Origin of the sequence: Streptomyces yatensis, assembly GCF_018069625.1 — a bacterium.
Taxonomy (GTDB): domain Bacteria; phylum Actinomycetota; class Actinomycetes; order Streptomycetales; family Streptomycetaceae; genus Streptomyces; species Streptomyces yatensis.
On sequence record NZ_CP072941.1, the window covers coordinates 796,306 to 814,991 of the forward strand.

Consider the following 18,686-nt stretch of genomic DNA (forward strand, 5'->3'; position numbering starts at 1 on the left):
CTCGGTTAACGCTCCCGGGCATGTTCGCGGGATTTGATTTCACCAATGTTTCACCGGCCGTGTATCGCGTGCCACCGTGCGTTCTCCGCCGCTGTTCGCGCTCCGGTTCGACCCGTCTTTTTCACGCGCCAGGGTCTTCTTCGATGCGGATCGCACCGGTGGGGCAACGGGATACGACCTCGCGCAGGGTGTCCAGCCGTCCGGCGTCGGGCTGTGCTTCGAGCAGAACGACGGAGCCGTCCTCGTCGCTCTGGTCGAACAGGTCAGGCGCGATCAGCGCGCACTGGCCAGCCGCACAGCACACCTCACGGTCGGCGGTGATCCTCATCGGGTCTCAGTCCTACCTTGTCGTTCGGGATGATGAGCCGGCCACTCGCGGAGTGGCCGGCTCAGGATTCCGGGCTCGTTCAGTCGTCCCAGGTGACGGGAAGCGACCTGGGGCCGTAGTGCACGAAGTCATCACGCATCGGGACCTCATCGCCCGGCACCGTCAGCCGCAGCGTGGGGAACCTGTCGAACAGGGCCTCGTAGCCGACGCGCAGGATGGTGCGGGCGAGGTGCTGGCCGAGGCACTGGTGCACGCCGTGGCCGAGTGCCAGGTGCCCGTGGTCCGTGCGGCCGATGTCGAGCTGGTCAGGGTTGTTGTAGCGCTCGGGGTCGCGGTTGACGGCCGGGAGGGCGACGGTGACCACTTCGCCCTTCTTGATGGCCTGGCCGGCGAACTCGACGTCCTCGAGCGCCCACCGGCTGGCCCCGAGGTGGGAGATGGTCAGGAAGCGCAGGAGCTCCTCGACGGCACCCGCCATGAGCTCCGGGTCCTCGCGGAGCCTGGCCAGCTGATCGGGGTGCTCGAGCAGGGTGAAGACGCCCATGGCCAGCATGTTGCCCGTGGTGTCGAAGGCCCCGGTGATCAGCGTGGCGGCCATGCCCATGAGCTCCTGCTCGTTGAGCTGCCCGCCGCGGATCAGATCACCGAGGAGGTCGTCCCGGGGGTCGTCCATCCTGGCCGGTACGAAGCGGGACAGGAATCCGCTCATCCCGGACACGGCGGCGAGCGCCTCGGGGACGGTGCAGGAGAGGCGTCCGAGCGTCTCCACGTGCCGCTGGAGGGTCTTGCGCTCCGATTCGGGGACGCCGATCATCTCGCACATCACCCGGGAGGGAACCGATTCGGTGAATACCTCGACAAGATCGGCGCCCGGCCCGGCCTTTTCCAGATCGTCGAGTTGTTCGTGCACGATTCGCTCGATCATGGGGGCGAGCTGACGCGTACGACGGACCGTGAAAAAGCCGGTGACCAGCTTGCGGTACTGGCTGTGGATCGGGTCGTCCGTCTTCGCGAAGGCGCCGGGGTCGGCCGCGCGGCCGTCGTACTGCAGTTCCGTGGGAACCGGAGAGATTATCCCTTCCTGGCGCGCGCTGAAGCTCTTATGAGTGAGGAGTTCCTTCGCTTCGGCGTGCCGCGTGATGAGCCACCCGGGCGACCCATCAGGGTAACTCATGCGCGTTATCCGCTCCTGCTCGCGCAGGGGGGTGTAGCCGTCCGGAGGATCGAAGGGGCAGCTCCGCTGGGTGGGCATTGACACAGTGGGGTGCGGGGCGTCGACCAAGACTCCTCCATCGATTTCACATCCATGCATCGAGGTCGTCGGCGGCTACACCGGCTGGCTCGATGTCGATGCTAGCTTCGTCGTCGACCCGACAGCGCACCGAAAGGCTCCCGCAGACAACGTCTGCAAATTTCCTTAGACAAAGGCGAAAGTTGTTGACCCCGTGCGGGTCGGTGAACTCACCGCGTCGGCCGCCCCGTCTGAGCGTGCGGCCCGACCGCCCTCTACCCCCCTTCCCCGGGTGTGCTCGGTCCAACCACAACCGGCCCGGGTCGAATGTCGGCCATCCCTCCTAAGGCGATTGTCTTAATAAGACGACCGCCTTACGGTGATCAAAGGTCCCCGACACCGGAGGAGTCCCCCCATGACGGAAGCCATCCCCGACTACCCCTTCGAGCAGCCGAACGCGCTGGAGCCCCCGCGGGAGTGGGCCGAGACGCGGGCCACCTGCCCAGTGGCACACGTACGGATGCCCAGTGGGGACGTGGTCGGCCTGCTGACCGGGTACGAGGAGGTCCGTGGCCTGCTGACCGACCCTCGGTTCAGCCGCAACCTGGATCGCGAGGGCGCTGCCCGCATGTCGACCACCGAGGACGGGGGGACGTTCAGCCGCCCCTCCCAGGGTGACGCGGACATCAAGGAGGGCCCGGGACACCGGAGGTGGCGACGGCTGCTCAGCCGCGCGTTCACGGTGAAGAAGATGGAAGCGTGGCGCCCGCGCATCCAGGAGATGGCGGATGAGCTGGTGGCCGCCATGGTGGCCGAGGGGTCACCCGCGGATCTCCGCGCCGCGGTGGCACTCCCCCTTCCCGTGCGGGTCATCTGCGCGCTGCTGGGCGCGCCGAGCGAGGACCAGGACACGTTCGCGCGCTGGTCGGAGACGCTGCTGACGTTGACGCGCTACACCCAGGCCGAAGTGGACGAGGCGCAGGCGGAGTTCCGTGCCTACGCGTCCGATCTCGTCGAGCGCAAGCGGGCGCGGCCGGGCGATGACCTGCTCAGTGAGCTGACCCAGATCACCGACAGCCAGGACGGCCGGCTCAGCCACGACGAACTCATCGCCACCGTGGTCGGTCTCCTGCTCGCGGGGCACGAGACCACCTCCAACATGATCCTCAAGATGACGGCGATGCTGCTGTCGGAGCGGGAGCGCTACGAAACCCTGCTCGCCGATCCCGGGCTGGTACCGGGCGTGGTGGAGGAGGCCCTGCGGCTGGACGCCCTCGGTGGGGTGGGCATCCCCCGGTTCATCACCGAGGACACGGAGGTCAGTGGGGTGCCGGTGGGCGCCGGGAGCACCCTGTTCGTCAATCTGCACGCGGCCAACCGGGACGAGCGCAAGTTCCCCGACCCCGACCGCTTCGATCCGCGCCGGGAGAACAGCGCCCAGCACGTCGCCTTCGGGGCAGGACCGCATTTCTGCGTCGGTCAGACGCTGGCCCGGGTGGAGCTCCAGGTGTGTCTGGCCACCTTCGTCAGGCAGCTGCCCGCACTGCGGCTGCGGGACGCCCCGCACGACCTCCGTGTGCGCGAGGGGATCTCGGCGGGCGGCTTCGAGGACCTGTGGGTCACCTGGTGACGGTCCACGGCGGCGCGGTGGGCGAGCGGCGCCGTGCGTACGGCCGGGGCCTGCCCGACCGGTGCCGTTAGCCTGGCGGGATGACTCCTCCGGGACCGGCCGCCCCGCCCTCTCCGCGCTCCGCGCTCGCGCGGGACAAACTGATGCGCACCGCCGAACGGCTCTACGCCGAGCGCGGGTTCGCGAACGTATCGGTCCGGCAGATCAGCGAGGCGGCCGGCCAGCGCAACAACTCAGCGGTGCAGTACCACTTCGAGAGCCGGGACCGGCTCATCGAGACGATCCTGTCGCACCACACCCGACTCGTCGAGAAACACCGCATCGTGATGGTGGAGGCGCTGCGCGAGCGGGAGACCGTGTCCCTGGAGGAGCACTACGGCTGTCTGATCCTGCCGAACGTCGAGAACCACATCGAAGCGGGCACTCCCACATGGTGTGCCCGCTTCCTCGCGCAGGCCCTGGTCGAGCCCGCGCTGCGCGACTACGTCCTTCAGGACCATCTGGACACGCCGTCGCTGCGCCTGCTGGACGAGATAGGTGCCATCCGCCGGGACGGCATCCGCCCCGAACTGCGCGCCCGGCACGGCACCATGGTGCGCCAGCTCTCCGTGCACGCCTTCGCCGAGCTGGAGTACGACCTGGCGAACGGCCGCATCGACCCCGCCACGGCGGAGGAATCCTGGCGGGTGCTCGGCCAGGATCTGATCAAGGCGCTGTGCGGACTCACCACCGGCCTGCTCGGCCCCCGGTGACCGCGGGGCTTCCCCACGCGCGGGGAGACGCCGTGAGAACACGGGGGTGACGGCCTCGTCACGCCCGTGCTGCCACCCTTCGTGCGGGAGTGTCAGCGGGACGCCACGTTCCTCTCGGCACCGACACGCGTGGGAGGTTCCGTCCGATGCCACCGCCGAAGGCTCTCGCGCAGCGGCCCCGGGTGTCGAAGACGGTGCCCGTCCCCACCCAGGAACGGCCGGAAGCACACGGCTCCGTACGGCCCCAGTTCCCTCCGTCCAACGCGGCGGTGACGGCCGCCTTGTCCGGCGGACGCGGACCGGCGGCGCTGCCGCACTCCTCCGCCCGGTTGCCGCCCGCCGGACAGGACACGGTCGGCAATGGTGCGGTCGCGGCGGCCGGCCGTACCGAGCCCGGCCCCCGGCAGCCGCCCACGGCAGAACCGGCCCCGGCGGAGGCGGTGGAGGCAACCCCCGCGGCCTCGGGCGCCGCAGCGGAGACGGCAGCACGGCCCGGCCCGGCCGCGGATCCGAAGTTCGCGACGCTGAAGAAGGACGTGGGCCGCAAGAAGCGCTCGGTCGCGAGCTCGCACCCACCCCCGAGGACGGAGGCCGGGGCCGCGCAGGATGCCGCCCGGCCGCCCAAGGACGACGAAGAGGCGCAGGGCAAGACGGCCAACGCCGAGAAGATGAACGAGGCCAAGCCGAAGGACTTCGACAAGGACGCCTTCATCAGGGCGGTCGAGAAGGCGATCGCCGAGAAGGCGCCGAAGAACCTCGACGAGGCGGACAAGTTCGCCGACTCCGGCAAGGCCGACGAGGTGCGGGCCGAGGTGCACGGCAAGGTCGGCGAGGGCAAGGCGGACTCGGCCGAGCAGATCGCCACGACGACCGCCGCCCCGCCGGACTCCTCGGCGGCCGTCCCCAAGAAGGTCGTACCCCTGACCTCGGACCGGCCCCCGGGGGCCCCGGGCACGCCGAATCCGGCCAACGCCGTACCGGACGAACTGCCGCCGTCGGCCACCGACCTGTCCGCGGGCCCCGCCCAACTCAAGCGGCGGATGGCGGGGGCGCAGGTCACCGAGGCACAGCTGCAGAAGTCCAACGAACCCACGTTCAAGAACGCGCTGAGCGAGAAGAAGGCCGCCGAGCGCCACTCCGAGGCGGCCCCCGGCCGGATGCGCGGGCACGAGAAGAAGGAGCTGACCGCGGCCACCGCGCAGGCGAAGCGGCTCGGCGCGGCCGCCATGGGCGCGATGGGCGCCCAGCGGGCGCGGACCGGGCAGCAGGTCGACCGGGGCAAGGGCGGTGCGAAGGGCCGGGACGAGGAGAAGCGGGCCCAGGTCACGACGCTGCTGCAAGGGGTCTTCGACACGATGAAGAAGGACGTCGAGGCGATCCTCGACGGCCTCGACAAGCTGGTCGACGACCAGTTCGGCAGGGGTGAGAAGGCGGCGCGGGACGCGTTCACCGCCGAGCACCAGCGGAAGATGGACGAGTACAAGGACCGCCGGTACTCGGGTGTGACGGGCAAACTGCGCTGGGTGCGGGACAAGTTCGCCGGACTGCCCGCCGAAGCCGACAAGATCTTCGAGGAGGCCCGCGACAACTACGTCCGCCGGATGCGGCAGGTGATCTCGGATGTGGCCGACACCGTCGGCACGGAGCTGAACCGGGCCAAGCACCGTATCGCGCGGGGCCGGGCCGAGTTGCAGGCCGCGGTCCGCAAACTCCCGGCCGACCTGCGGTCCATCGGGCAGCAGGCGGCCGCCGAGTTCACCGACAAGTTCGATGAACTCACCCAGTCCGTGGACGACAAGGGCACCCAGCTCGTCGACACGCTGGCCACCAAGTACACCGACGCGCTCAAGTCCGTCGACGACGAGATCGCCGCGGAGAAGGAGAAGAACAAGGGCCTGGTGGCCAAGGCCGTGGACGCGGTGAAGTCCGTGATCAACACCATCCTGGAGCTGAAGCGGCTGCTGCTGTCGGTCCTCGCCAAGGCCGCGTCGGCGGTCATGCTGATCCTGAAAGACCCGATCGGCTTCCTGCGCAACCTGGTCTCGGCCGTCGGCGCCGGTCTGCGGCAGTTCCTGCGGAACATCGGCCGCCATTTGCAGCAGGGCATCCTGTCCTGGCTGCTCGGCAGGACGGCCGAGGCGGGCATCGAATTGCCGGCGAAGTTCGACACCCAGGGCGTCCTGAAGATGCTCGCCTCCCTGCTCGGGCTGACCTGGCAGAACATCCGCTCCCGGATCGTCCGCAAGGTCCCGAAGATGGAGCCGGCGGTCGCGGCTGCGGAGACCGCGGTGCCGCTGGTCGCGGAGGTCCGCAAGCGGGGCGTCGCCGGGATGTGGGACGACCTCAAGACGCGCGTGGGCGACCTGAAGAAGGACCTCCTGGACAAGGTCATCGCCTATGTCACGCCGACGATCGTCGTCGCCGGGATCATGTGGGTGATCTCGCTGCTCAACCCCGCGTCCGCGTTCGTGCGGGCGGTGAAGCTGATCATCGACATCGTGCGGTTCGTCGTCACCCAGGCCCGCCAGATCTTCGAGTTCGTGAACGCCGTGCTCGACGCGGTCATCGCGATCGCGCGAGGCGGCAGCGGCGGCGTCCCGGGCCTGATCGAACAGTCTTTGGCCCGCTCGATCCCGGTCCTGCTGGGCGTGCTCGCCGCGATCCTGGGCGTGGGCGGGATCGCCTCCCGCGTCAAGGGGATCGTCCAGGCGATGTCCAAGCCGGTGGGCCGGGCCGTGGACTGGGTGGTCGACAAGATCGTGGGCCTGGTGAAGAAGGTGTGGGCCAAGATCAAGCCGAGGTTCGACAAGAAGAAGCCCAAGCCGAAACCCAAGCCACGGCCGGACCGGAAGCGGCCGGGCAGCCCGCGCCGGCGGAAGCGCCCGGACCAGCGGCGCCGTCCCGACCGGCGGCGGCCCAAGCGCAGGGGCGACCCGAAGAAGAGGCGGCCGGACAAGCGGACCGAGGCGGCCAAGAAGCGCGCCCTCGACGCCGCCATCCGTGACGCGACGCGCCTGCTCAACGAGGAGTCGGCGACGGTCAAGTCCGTGCGGCGCGGGCTGCCGGCCATCAAGCGGCGGCACCGCCTCACCAGGATCCGGCTCAAGAAGGTGACCAAGGAGAACTACCGCATCGAGGTCGCCATCAATCCGGAGGCGGAGACCCAGCCGGAGAATCTCGGCTTCCGCTACAAGATCGCCGGGGCGACCTCAGCAGCGGCCATCGAAATCATCCCCGTGGGCAACCCGGTCGACCGGCTGCTCCCCATCCCTCACCCCATGAAGGAACCGCACCCGGCGGGCTTCGTCATCACCATGGCCGCGATCCCGAGCGAGGTGGCCGGCAACCCGCAGATCGCCGCCCGGTATCTCACCGACGCGTGGGCGGGATCGACGGAGCAGCAGGTGGCCGCAGCGAGGACGGCCGTCATCATCGGCGTCAACGCCGCTGAACCCCTCGACCCAGCGGCCACCCCCAAGCGCGGCGCCGAGCCGGTCCGGAAAGCGGTCCACAGCATCGCGGCCCCGAACGAGTTGCGCATGCTCGCATTCGGCTTCCTGTGGACCCCTACCTGGGTCGACACCGAGACCGGCAAGAAGGTCGCCTTCAGCAAGGTACGCAAGGCCTACGTGGCACTCGCCGCTTCCCCCGACCAGCAGAAGGCCGCGCGGACCGCCGAGGACGAAGGCCTGCGGGACAGGGCGACCAAGGCCATTCCCTACGGGCTCGTCCGTGGACATATCTTCGTCTCCCACGTCAATCGGGCGAAGAGTCTCCTCGCGCAGGTGAACCGGCAGGTCTACGGCTTGAGCCAGGACGCCGACGGCGGTCTGCGGACCCTCGGGGGGAAGGGTTTGCTCGCCGAGTACGACGCGATCCTCCGGGACATCGCGGGCGATGCGACGATGATCACTGGCGGCTATCACTTCGAGGGTTTCGACTGGGGCTCGAACGCCAGTCCCCGTACGGTCCAGTTGACCCAACTGGCCAACGAGATCGACCGGGCGATCCGGGCCGCCTTCGGCCTGCACGTACCACAGGCGCTGTACCCCGCCGAGCCGAACACGCTCATCAAGCTCTGGGACGCACGTGACGAGAAGCGCGTGTACGACATCTTCCAGCGGCTCCAGCAGGCCACAGCCAGAGACCGCCGACCCTATGGGGTCGGCGGCGGTGAGGGCCGCCGATTCAGGAACTGGGCGCGGCGGCTTCTCGGCGGCGCCTTCTCGATGGTGTATGCGCCGAGCGCGGCGATCCCCTCGGATCCGCGGCTGGGCACCGACCGCGGGTTCGAGGTGTCCGAGAAGAGCATCGAGGACAGTCAGCACCCGGCGAACCCGGTCATCAAGCAGGCCCAGTCCATGGCGAACGCCTACACCATCACCCTGGAACTCACCGGAGGAATGGTCCCCGGGCTGGGCCGACCCGAGCAGACGACGGTCTCCCGAGTCTTCCGGCACGTCGAGGCCGTCATCAGATTGCTGACCGACGCGCCGGAACTGACCATGGAGGATCCAGGCATCCAAGAGCACGTAGACGCGGTAAAGACCCTGCTCAAGGACGCGCGAAAAAGGCTTCTTCAGGCGGGGGGCAGCATTCCTGACGCACAGCGTACCCACGACGCCATGGGTCTGGTGGAAAGCGTCGCGCATGAGATCATCGGCGCGCTGACGGCGTCCGACCTCAAGCGCACCTGGAGAAAACTGAACAAGCTGACGCAGGAGATCCGGGCGGAGAAGGCCGAGCGGAAAAGCCAAGCGAAGGGGACGGGGTAAGTGGACGACGATACGCTCCCACAGCTGCGGGCCGAGGCGTCGCGCGATGACTACGCCTCGATGGTCCGGCTGGCGCGTGCCCTGTTCGAGACCGGCCTGAGCGCCCGCCAGGTCCTGCGCGAGTGCTACGCCGTCGACCTGCCCCGGGAGTTTTTCGCCCTCGCCGAGGACGGCCCCTGGCATTTGGGGCTGATGACCACCAACCAACCGTGGAGCCTGGCCTTCCCCTTGGAGCGAGGAGGACCGCACCCCGAGCCGACCTCACTGGACCCGGTCGAGCGCCGCCTCTTCGCCCTCGATCCCGATCTGCTGCCCCTCCTCCATCTGCCCGTGGACGACGAGGCGCCGATGGAGGAGCTGCCCGTGCTCTGCTACCGGCTCTCCGAGCTCCAGGAGCGGCGGACAACTGTCCTAAGTGTCCCAGGGACGGCCACCCACCGCGATGAGGTGACGCGGCGGGGTGACTCGCTGCTGGCGATCCTTCGGGACTTCCAGGCCGAGGACCTGCGCGAGCTGGAGCGGCAGTACGACGAGCAAGACGGCTGGGGCATCGGCGCCGTACAGGAGGAGCATCTGGACGGCGCTCGCGCGATTCTCGAACGGATCGACAGGCTCCGGAACGAGGTCACGTCGTACGAGTGAGGCGCCGTCGAGCGGGGGTCCAGCAGGTGTGCGGCGCACGGCGCGAAGCGCCGTGGAGCCGATTACGGTCTCACCGAGTCGGGGCGTCCTCCCAAGGCGACTTCACGGGTACGAAGAACAGCCGTACACCCGGGGCCGCCGCCTGCGCGGCCGCTTTGGTTGTGGCCGCGTTGCCGAGCTGGTCCTGGGCAGCGGGCGGTGACATCTTGGCCAGCGCGTGCATGCTGTGGGCCATCGTCGCGTTGCTCACCGGCACCGGCACCGGAGCCGGCGCCGGCGCCTGGCGGGTGGCCGTCGCCGTCTCCTGGGTGCGGGCCGGCGGGACCGGGGCCAGGAGCCTGTGCAGGGAGAGTGGGGGTTCGGTGGGCAGCATCGGTGTCACCCCGGGGTTCCGTCGTCGAGCAGATGGGCGTGCGGGCCCAGTTCGGCCGGGCGGAGGAGGCGGGCCTCGCGCTGGAACTGGCGGGCCACCCCGCGGACGATGTGGCGCATCTCGATCGTAGCGCCGCCGCTGTCCGCCGCGCCCAGGGCCGCCGCGCGGGCCGCCGCGGCGATGGCGGCGCCCGTCATGTCCAGGCGGGCCAGGGCGTCCAGGTCCACGTCGGGCGCGAGCGGGGCCTCCTCGGGGAAGGCAAGGCGCCACAGTCTGCGGCGTTCGGCGGCAGCCGGGCGGGGGAAGTGGACGACGAAGTGGAAGCGCCGGGTGAAGGCCGGGTCGATGTTGTCCTTCAGATTGCTGGTCAGGATGACCAGGCCGTCGCTGGCCTCCAGGCGCTGCAGCAGATAGCCGACTTCCAGGTTGGCGTAGCGGTCGGTGCCGTGCTTCACCTCGCCGCGCTTGCCGAACAGGGCGTCGGCCTCGTCGAAGAGCAGCACGGCGTGGCTCTCCTCGGCCTGCCGGAACGCGATCTCCATGTTCTTCTCCGTCTCCCCCACCCATTTGGAGACGACCTGGGCGAGGTCCACCTTGAGCAGTTCCAGGCCGAGCATGCCGGTGACGATCTCGGCGGACATGGTCTTGCCGGTCCCGGGCTCACCGGTGAAGAGCGCCTTGACCCCGCCGTGCCCCGAGCGGCGGGCGAAGCCCCAGCTCTCGGCGATCCGGGGCCAGGCGCGGAAGGCGGAGGCGATCTCCAGGATCTGGCGGAACTGGACATCGGGCAGGACCAGGTCCCCGACGGTGCGCCGGGGCGTGATCGCGTGGACGGCGCTGCCGCTGCGGCCGCGGGTGACGGTGGCGATGGCGGGCTCGACATGGTCGGCGACCGGCTCCGGATGTCCGTTGCCGGCCAGGCGTGCCCCGGCGTCCGCGACCGAGGCGACGGCGCGCAGTTCGCCGCCGCTCATCCGGTAGCGGACGGCGAGGTCTTCGAGGAGGGTTCCGGTCAGGTCCGGGAGCGCGGCCGACCACATCGCCCGGCGCTCGGTGAACCCGGGGACGGGCACGGTGAGTTCGGCGTAGGCGCGCACCGCGAGCAGGCCCGCCGGGCGCCAGGGCTTCAGGCCGGTCAGACACACCGGCACGCGCGAGCGCAGCAGCGCGGCGGTCACCGCGTCGGCGGCTGGCCCCTGCTGCTCGCCGTGCAGGTCGTCGGTGGGGATCCACAGCACGGCGCCCAGTGCGGCGGCCGTCCGCAGATCGGCCTCGGGGTCGGCGGTCAGGGTGCGCAGCGGCGCCCCGGCGGCCCGGGCCAGCGCCTGTACGGCGTCGAGCTGGCCGTCGGGCGGGCAGCCCCACAGCCCCGCCAGGTCGAGGTCGCCGGAGCCCAGCGCCCGGCCCAGCCGGATGAGCCGGTCCGAGGAGAGGTACGGGGACAGCACGCGCGGCTCCGGCGGTGCGACCTCGCCGGGGTCGTGGCCGAGCAGTCCCACGTCGCCGCCCCAGCCCAGCAGGAAGTCCAGCACCCCGGGTCCGGGTACCAGTTCCTGGGCCAGTTCGACCGCGGCCTCGCCGTGCGCGCGCAGCAGCCCGTACCGGCGCAGCGGCCCGGCCGGGCCGAGGGAGCGGCGCAGGGCGAGGCGGGCCGGCGCGGTGTCCGCGCCCACGGTCACCAGCAACTCCACGCTCGGCAGCCGCCGGTTCAGGTTGTCCACGACGTAGGCGTAGATCCGCTCATAGCCGCGGTCCAGTTCGGGCGCGACGGTCAGCAGCAGGGCGTCCTGCTCGGCGCGGGTCAGGCCGAACCGGGTGGCGAGCGCGTCCAGCGGCAGGGCCGTGCCCTCGGCGCAGGCGCGCCGCCTCAGGTCCCGTTCGGCTTCCGGCTCGGGCTGACGGGGGGCGCACGGCTCGGCCATGGTGTCGGTGAAGGCGTGCACCTCGCCCAGCAGCACCTCGACCTGTTCGTCGGTCACGCAGTACGGGGTGAGGTCGGGCCTGGTGAGCCGGGCGGCGAGCGACGCCTGGCGCTCGACGGCGGCCCTGAGCGCCCGGTGCAGGCCCGCCAGCCGTAGCCGCAGATGCTCGAGCGCTGGTTCGCCCATGTGTCTCACCCGGCCGAGAAGGTCAGGGTCCGGCCGCCCAGCCAGGCCACGTCGGGCACATCGGCGAGCAGCCCGCCGCGCAGGAGGTCCGCGTGGCGCCGCCCCATCGGGACGCGGACCCGGACGGCCGCGGCCTCGAACCGCACCGTGGCCTCCAGGTCGGCGAAGCGGTCCAGGGCCAGGAGCGGATCCGGTGTCTCCCGCTCGCGCCAGAGCGTCCAGGCGATCGTGGACAGGCCGAGCCCGGCGGCCAGCGTGACGGTGCGCTCCAGACCGCCGTCCTGGGCGAGCGGCACCGCCCGGCGCTCGGTGACCAGGGCGGTCACCAGGTCCGCGCACCGCCGGGCGTGGGCGGGCAGCTCCGCGGCGAGGCGCATGTCGGGTGCGGCGCCCGGCGCGCTCCACAGTGGTGTGCGCCAGGGCAGCCGCGCCACCGGGTCGCCGCGCAGCGGCCGTACGCCGGTGAGGAACGGCACGTCCGCGGAGGCGAGGTCGCTCAGGGTGCCCGGGGGCAGGGGCCCGTCACAGAGCAGCACGGACGGCCGCCCGCAGGACCGCCAGTGCGGCAGCAGCCCGGCGGCCTCCGCGGCCCAGGCGATCGGGAACATGCCCTGGGCGTCGAGGAGAAACAGCCCGTCGTCGGCGCCGTTGAGCAGCAGCGGGTCGGCGGGGTCGTGGCCCCGGCACACGGACAGCGCCAGGACGCCGTCGAGGACCGGGAGCGCGGGGCGCACCTGGCGGGCGAAGGCGGTCAGCCGGTCCTCGTCGAGGGGCGGGGAGAGACCGGCGAAGGCGGCCGCGGCCTCGCTGTCCCGTTCGGCGCGCCGCCAGCCCCGTGCGGTGGCGCCCAGCACCTTGTACGCCAGGGCCGCCGCGAACAGCGGTGCGTCCTCGGCCAGTTCGACGCCGGACAGGGCGGGCCCGATCGCGTCGAGGTAGCCGATGCGGGCCAGCGGCCCGGCGAGCAGGAAGGGCAGGGCGGACCACACCTGTACCTCCCCCGTGGTGCGCACTCCGGCGGCGGTGCTCGCCCCGGCGGGGGTACTACGCGCCGCGCCGGTGCCGCCCACCGCGCCGGACGGCTCCTCGGCGCCCGGGTCGTGCGGTCCTGCCGGGGACCTCGCCAGGCGTACCGCCTCCTCGCGGTCCGCCGACGCCAGGAGGTCGGCGAGCAGCCTCGGCAGGTCCGCCGCGTCGGCGCCCGCGACCGCCGCGCGCAGCCGCTCGGGCAGCGGCTCGACGGGCCCGGGGCGGTCGGCCTCGCCGTACGGACCGGCGGGCGGAGGGTCTGCCGCGAGGGCGCGCCCGACGAGTTCGGCGAGCAGCCGGGCGGCCGCCGGGTCGTCGACGCCGAGCAGGGCGAGCAGATACGCCCGTAGCGACGCGTCCGGCAACAGCGCGAGCAGCGCGTCCAGTTCGCCGCGCTCGGCGAGTTCGGCGAAGAGCGAGGCGGCGCTCGGGGCGGCCCACGGATCCGGCGCCGCCGCGAAGGACTCCTCGAACGAGAAGGCATCGGGGGCGGGCGCGTCTGCGGGAACCTTCACCATCGGAACCGGCGCGAAGCGGACCTCGACGGGCGGCCCACCGCCCGCCGTCCGGCCGGACCAGCCGTCCCGGCCCGGCCGGACGGTGACGGTCAGCGGTTCGGTGATCTCCACATCCGGCCCGTCGGCCGCCAGCCGCTCGGCGAAGTGGTCCGCCAGCAACTCCGGCAGGGCCTCCACCACCCGGCGGACCAGGCCGCGTGGCTCGGGCCCCCAGCTCCACCCACCGCGCCGGACCACCGTCACGGTGCACCGGTGCACCGTGATCCCGGCGGGCTCACCGTCGTCGCCGATCCCGCCGGTCCCGCCGGCGGCCGGCGCGGTGGGCGCGCTCACGTCACCCTCACCTTCCCCAGCCGGCCCGCCCAGCCGGCCGCGAGCACCAGCACACCGTGCACGCTGCCCGCCCCGAGGGTCACCGGCAGTTTCACCTGCGTCTGCTGGGCGGGGATCTCCCCGGCGAGCACATGGGTGTCCTGCTCGTCGGAGATCAGGGCGACCACGGGGGTGGGGCGGGCCACGGCGACCTGCACGGTGACGGTGAGCCCGTCCGTGGCCAGCGCGATGCCCTCGGTCCACGACGCGAGCCGTACCAGCGCCGGTTTGGGCTTGCCCTCGGACGTCACCTCGACCCCGAAGGCCAACGGCTCGCCGAGGACCGCCGGTTCGTCGTCCACGGCCGCCACGGCGAGGTCCCGGGCGCTCAGCGGAAGGGCCGCGACGCGGCCTCCGTCCAGGGACACGCGCAACGGCAGCGCGCGGCCGACGAGTGCGGCCACCTCGTCCGGGGCACCGGTGCCGGTCAGGGCCAGCGCGCCCACGACGTGGCCGGTGTCGGCGGCGTACACCACGGAAAGCGCCATCGTCAGCCACCTCCGTTCGTCGGCGCGACCGTCGCCAGCACGAGGAAGTCGACCGCTCCGGGCCGTTCGACGACCTCGGCCGTGGCCTTCAGGGGGTCGTACAGGCGCACCCGGCAGCGGACCCGCCGGTCGCCGTCCACGGTGGCCTCCACCGGGCTGTACAGCGTGGTGTCCCCGAGGGGCGGTGTGCGCGGGGTGAGATGGACATGGATCACGACCCGGCCGTCGGCGACCTGTTCCGGGGTGATGCCGGACGGTAGCGGCAGCAGCATTCCGTCGGTGGCGGTCCCGGAGGTCACCAGCGTGCTGCCGGCCGGCATCCGGCCGCTGAAGCTGCCCTCGATCGTCAGATTGCCGTTGGCCGCCACGGTCATCAGCGGGGCGACCGCGCCGCCGCCCTGGTAGAGGCCGAAGACCAGGGTGGGCCGGGCGCCGCCGGACAGGACGAGGGCGGGCTTGCCCTCCTCGGCCTGCGTGCCGGTCCGCAGGGTCAACGAGCCCGACCGGGCCGAGACGGTGTCCGCGCGCACTCCGGCGAACCGCGCCGCGACGCCGCGCGCCGTGGTCTCGACACCGCTGAAGTGGCCGTCCGCCCAGTGGACATAGCCCAGCAGAACCAGCCAGCGGGCGGGCGGATCGGCCGGTGGGGCGCCGATCGCGGGCGGCTGCTGCTCCGCCGCCAGCCGCTCGTCGCCGCGGCGCCCGAAGAGGATCTGGTACGACTCCTCCACCCGGGTCTTCGTGGCGCCGCCGGAGCAGGAGACCGGCCCGGGGAGCTGGGCGGGCTCCCGGTCGGCCGCGGTGAGGAAGACCGGGTAGGGCTCGTCCGTCGACTGGTCCGCGCCGTTGACCTCTTCGAAGTCGCTCTCGCGCAGCACGACCTGCTCGGTGACGACCACTTCGCGGCCCGTCCCGTCGACGGCGATCCCCGCCGAGACGCTGACCTCGACATGGCGGACGCCCGTCAGCGGGTCGGTACGGGGCTCGGTGACGAGGCCGAGCCCTTCGACGATGCCCCACTCGTGCAGGTGCCGCGCGTGCCGGGCGGCCCCGGCGCGGGCGTACTCCACCGTGGCCGACAGGTCCGCGGCGGCCAGCACCTGGCCCTCGTGGAAGGCGGGGCGCAGGGGGCCCGTCATGGCGTCTCACCGGGCTTCCGGGTGCGGGGCGAACGGCTGCGTCTGGCCGGGGGCTTGGCGGGTTCGGGCCCCTGCTCCGGCGTCCGGTCAGGCTGATCCGGCTGGTCAGGTCCCTGATCCGGTCCCTGATCCGCCGCCCGGTCCGATGTGCCTTCGAGGTCCGCGAGGCGGGTCCCGAGCCGTTCCGGCACCTGCTCCTCCAGGTGGCTCATCTGCGTCCGGGCGCTGCCCAGTTGGGCGCGCAGCCCCTCCACCGCGGCGGTGAGGTCGGAGACCTGGGTCCTGAGCCGGGCGAGCTCCTGCATGCTGTCGGTGACTTCGCTGGGGGTCGTGTAGACCTGCTCGTGCAGCGCCTTGGGCGGTGTCTCGCCGGGTGCGGGGGTCAGCAGCAGGGACAGCATCTCCTCCACGTCCCCAGTGCGCGGCCAGTCGCCGAGCAGGTCGTCCGCGTACGGGCGCGCCACCGGGCCCTCGGACGGGAGCGTCGGCTTCTCGTGCTGGGGCACGGGCAGACAGCACACGCGCTCGGCGAGTTCCCGCAGCCGGTAGAGCTTGGGCAGCCACTCGCCGTACGCCGATCCGCCCGGCAGCACCTGCTCCCGGGTGGCCGAGCAGACCCGTACGACATCGCAGCCGTCCAGCTCCAGGCGCGCGAGCAGGACATCGGTGTCGGTGCAGTCGCCGCACGGCGGGTTGAGCGTGGCGCACGCCGCGTCGGTCAGGAACCGGCTCAGCGCGGTGCCCAGGACCGCGGCCGCCTCCGCGATCTGCTGCACCTCGGCGACGGTCGCCTTCTCGGTGCTGTCCGGCGGCGGGGGCGGCAGCAGCGGGGGGACGTCGGCGGCGGCGACGTCCGTGCGCAGCGCGCGGTCGGCGAGGTCGGCGGCCTGGTCCAGCCGGCACAGCAGCCACTCCCGGATCAGGCCGAGGTCCGCGCGGAACTCCACCCGCAGCGCGTGGGCGAGCGGCGTTCCCTGGGCCAGCATGCGCACTTCCAGCGGGGCGTCCTGGTCGCCCCGCTCCGGTACGACGCGGGCCGCGGTCTCGGTGACGACGGCGTGGGCGATCGTGCGGCGCAGCGGGTCCGGCCACGAGGCTTCCCTATCGGCGCCCTTGAGCCGTTCGCAGGCCGTGCCCAGGACGCCGCGGGCCTCCCGCACGGTGGCGAGGTCCGGGTAGTCCCTTCCGAGCTGCTCCTGTCCGGCCGGGTCGTAGGTGTCGTAGCGGGCGACGGCGGCGGCCAGCGCGCGGACGTGCTCGGTCATCTCGCGGGCCGTCGGCGGGGAGGGCGGGCCCTCTCCGCCCGCGTTCTCGCGCAGCCAGGCGAGGGCGGTGGCGTACCGTCCCGCGTCGGCGGCGTCGAAGCGGAAGGCCCGGCCCGTGGCGAGCGACGCGACGGTCAGGGCGTCGGTGTAGTGGCCGAGCCGCCGGTCGCGGGTGCGGGCCCGGTCGGCCCGTGCGAGGTCGCCGAGGCTCATCAGGAGCCGGGTGCCGGGGTTGTGGCGGTGGTCCTCGAAGTCGTCGCATTTGACGACGAACTGGAACCCCTCCTGGATCCTGGAGGGCACGCATCCCGGTGAGGGGCAGGGCTCCTCCGTGGCGTACGGGGCCACCGGCTCGACGGGCAGCTCCCGGTAGCGCACATAGAGCCCGTAGCGGCGCCCGCCCTCATCGTCGCAGTCCTCGCCGCAGTCCACGCCGAGGCCGCTGATACGCCGCTCCCGCACCAGGGCCTGGACGTCGACCCGCTCGGTGCAGGGCACCACGATGTCGTTTCCGGCGCAGTCCAGCGCGTGTCCGGGGTGCACCGCCACGGTTCCGCCGCCGCACGGGTCGCAGGTGACGCCGAGGCCGCAGATGACGCCCGGCCCGTACAGGGAGCGGTTGCGCAGTCTGGCCTTCGCCGTCGTGTACTCGACCAGCAGGCTGAGATCGTCCTCGGTCAGCAGTTGCCCTGCGAAGAAGCGAGGACGTACGAAGGCGGAGGTCCGGGTGGCGTCGCCACCGCAGCCGCATCCGCAGTCTGTTCGCATGATCAGCGCTCCTTCACGAAGAACCAGCTCTCGAAGACGTCCCCGCCCGCGCCGGTGCCGGACGTCCAGGGCCCGATGCCCGAGGGCGGGAGGTCACAGCATGCGTCGGCGTGCGCGGCCGAGATGGTCGCACCGGTGTGGATGACCGGGACGCGTCCGCCGACATGCGTGCCGTCGACCGGACGGCAGCAGCGGTCCAGGAGAAACGCGGCGCGGACGGTGATCAGTACGCGGTCGCCGTCCTGAAGCGTCTCGCGGGTGGTCTGGCGGTAGCGGAACTCCCGGGTGAACTCGTCGCACTCCTCGGCTTCCGGGTCCGGGTCGGCGAAGGCGCCGCCCATGTACCAGGTGGAGGCGTTGCGGCCGCTGCCGCCCTCGATCACCTGGAGTTCCACCACACCGGGCCGCAGGGTGTCGGACCGTACGTCGGCGGAGAAGCGCACCACGAGCCCGCCGTCCTCGTTCTGGGTGCCGAGGAGGTCCTTGGCCTCGTCGATGGTGTAGGTGTGTCCGTGGATCCAGTTGATACCGGTGATCACCGTGGGCAGATGGCGGCCGAACGGGCGGCGTACGTTCATATGGATCTGGTCGCGGCACACCGGCTCGTACCAGTCCACGCGGTCGATCCTGGCCAGCCACAGCACCGTGTGCTCGCACGCCGAGCAGCAGGTGTCACAGCGCTCGTCCACCGGTGGTTCGCATCCGGTGACCCGCACCGTGTAGCACTCCTCGGTCCAGCCGAACTCGCAGTCGGAGGTGTCCGCGCAGGCGTCGTTGTAGACGGCGCGGGTGGGCTCGACGGGCCGCTCGGCGTACTCGATGCCCACCCAGACGGTGTCGGTGTCCCGTTCGTGCGCGGGCAGCGCCTTCCACAGGTCGATCACGCAGCCGCCGCGCACCACGACCTCGTTGCCCTCGCAGTCCACGGCGAGACCGGGAGTGATCCGCACCTTGGCCCTGCGCCGGGTGCGCTCCGGCTCGGTGCCGCCCTCCTCGGCGCCCTCCCCGGGCCGGGTGGACTCCTCGGCGGCGTCGTCCGGCGGGCAGTCGTCCTCGTCCCGCGGCACCGGCTCCACTTGCAGGCCGCACACCACGCCGTAGCCGAGCAGACAGCGCATGCGCAGTCTCAACTTCTCACGGTGGTACTCCTGTTCGCGCTGGAAGTCCCGCGCGCCCAGCATCTGGCCGTGGAAGTACCGCAGCCGGCGCAGTGGTGGCGCGTCGAACTCCTCGGTCCTCGGTGTTCCTGGCTCGGTCATCGCCCCGTC

Annotated in this window: 13 protein-coding genes; 4 read left to right on the plus strand and 9 right to left on the minus strand. The window is 71.9% G+C overall.

All coding sequences use genetic code 11. The features are described 5' to 3' along the window. Positions 1-121: 121 nt before the first annotated feature. Both J8403_RS03025 and J8403_RS03030 read right to left on the minus strand, forming a co-directional pair. Positions 122-328 (minus strand): ferredoxin, encoded by a 207-nt coding sequence (locus tag J8403_RS03025; RefSeq protein ID WP_093467512.1) that lies wholly within the window; start codon positions 326-328, stop codon positions 122-124. A 79-nt stretch (positions 329-407) separates the two neighbouring features. Next, positions 408-1,502 (minus strand): cytochrome P450, encoded by a 1,095-nt coding sequence (locus J8403_RS03030; protein WP_246585660.1) that lies wholly within the window; start codon positions 1,500-1,502, stop codon positions 408-410. A 472-nt stretch (positions 1,503-1,974) separates the two neighbouring features. On the opposite strand from J8403_RS03030, the gene J8403_RS03035 reads away from it, so the two are divergent. From J8403_RS03035 to J8403_RS03050, 4 genes are all read left to right on the plus strand, one after another. After that, positions 1,975-3,189, plus strand: coding sequence for a cytochrome P450 (locus J8403_RS03035; RefSeq protein WP_211121723.1), 1,215 nt, complete (start codon positions 1,975-1,977; stop codon positions 3,187-3,189). A gap of 80 nt (positions 3,190-3,269) precedes the next feature. Beyond that, positions 3,270-3,941, plus strand: coding sequence for a TetR/AcrR family transcriptional regulator (locus J8403_RS03040; protein ID WP_211121724.1), 672 nt, complete (start codon positions 3,270-3,272; stop codon positions 3,939-3,941). A gap of 146 nt (positions 3,942-4,087) precedes the next feature. Continuing rightward, positions 4,088-8,716 (plus strand): phage tail protein, encoded by a 4,629-nt coding sequence (locus J8403_RS03045; RefSeq protein ID WP_211121725.1) that lies wholly within the window; start codon positions 4,088-4,090, stop codon positions 8,714-8,716. Continuing rightward, positions 8,717-9,358, plus strand: a complete 642-nt coding sequence (locus J8403_RS03050; protein ID WP_211121726.1) for a hypothetical protein — start codon at positions 8,717-8,719, stop codon at positions 9,356-9,358. It abuts the gene before it with no gap. A gap of 70 nt (positions 9,359-9,428) precedes the next feature. Here the strand turns inward: J8403_RS03050 and J8403_RS03055 are convergent, their stop codons facing one another. From J8403_RS03055 to J8403_RS03085, 7 genes are read right to left on the minus strand one after another with little or no spacing between them, the layout of a single operon-like run. After that, on the minus strand, positions 9,429-9,731 hold the full coding sequence (locus J8403_RS03055; protein WP_246586296.1) for a hypothetical protein: 303 nt from the start codon (positions 9,729-9,731) through the stop codon (positions 9,429-9,431). Positions 9,732-9,736: 5 nt separating this feature from the next. Further along, positions 9,737-11,839 (minus strand): ATP-binding protein, encoded by a 2,103-nt coding sequence (locus J8403_RS03060; RefSeq protein WP_211121728.1) that lies wholly within the window; start codon positions 11,837-11,839, stop codon positions 9,737-9,739. A gap of 5 nt (positions 11,840-11,844) precedes the next feature. After that, entirely contained in the window at positions 11,845-13,719 is a 1,875-nt protein-coding gene (locus J8403_RS44265; protein WP_281427898.1) for a serine/threonine-protein kinase, read from the minus strand. After that, the gene (locus J8403_RS03070) at positions 13,716-14,246 is read right to left on the minus strand and encodes a hypothetical protein (RefSeq protein ID WP_211121729.1); all 531 of its coding nucleotides are present in this window, start codon (positions 14,244-14,246) and stop codon (positions 13,716-13,718) included. The genes J8403_RS44265 and J8403_RS03070 overlap by 4 nt, the downstream gene beginning before the upstream one ends. A gap of 2 nt (positions 14,247-14,248) precedes the next feature. Continuing rightward, complete coding sequence (locus tag J8403_RS03075) at positions 14,249-15,385, minus strand: hypothetical protein (RefSeq protein ID WP_211121730.1); 1,137 nt, start codon at positions 15,383-15,385, stop codon at positions 14,249-14,251. Next, entirely contained in the window at positions 15,382-17,418 is a 2,037-nt protein-coding gene (locus tag J8403_RS03080; RefSeq protein ID WP_211121731.1) for a coiled-coil domain-containing protein, read from the minus strand. The genes J8403_RS03075 and J8403_RS03080 overlap by 4 nt, the downstream gene beginning before the upstream one ends. Before the next feature lie 2 nt (positions 17,419-17,420). Beyond that, a complete protein-coding gene (locus tag J8403_RS03085; RefSeq protein WP_211121732.1) occupies positions 17,421-18,677 on the minus strand; it encodes a hypothetical protein in 1,257 nt (418 codons plus the stop codon). Positions 18,678-18,686 lie beyond the last annotated feature (9 nt).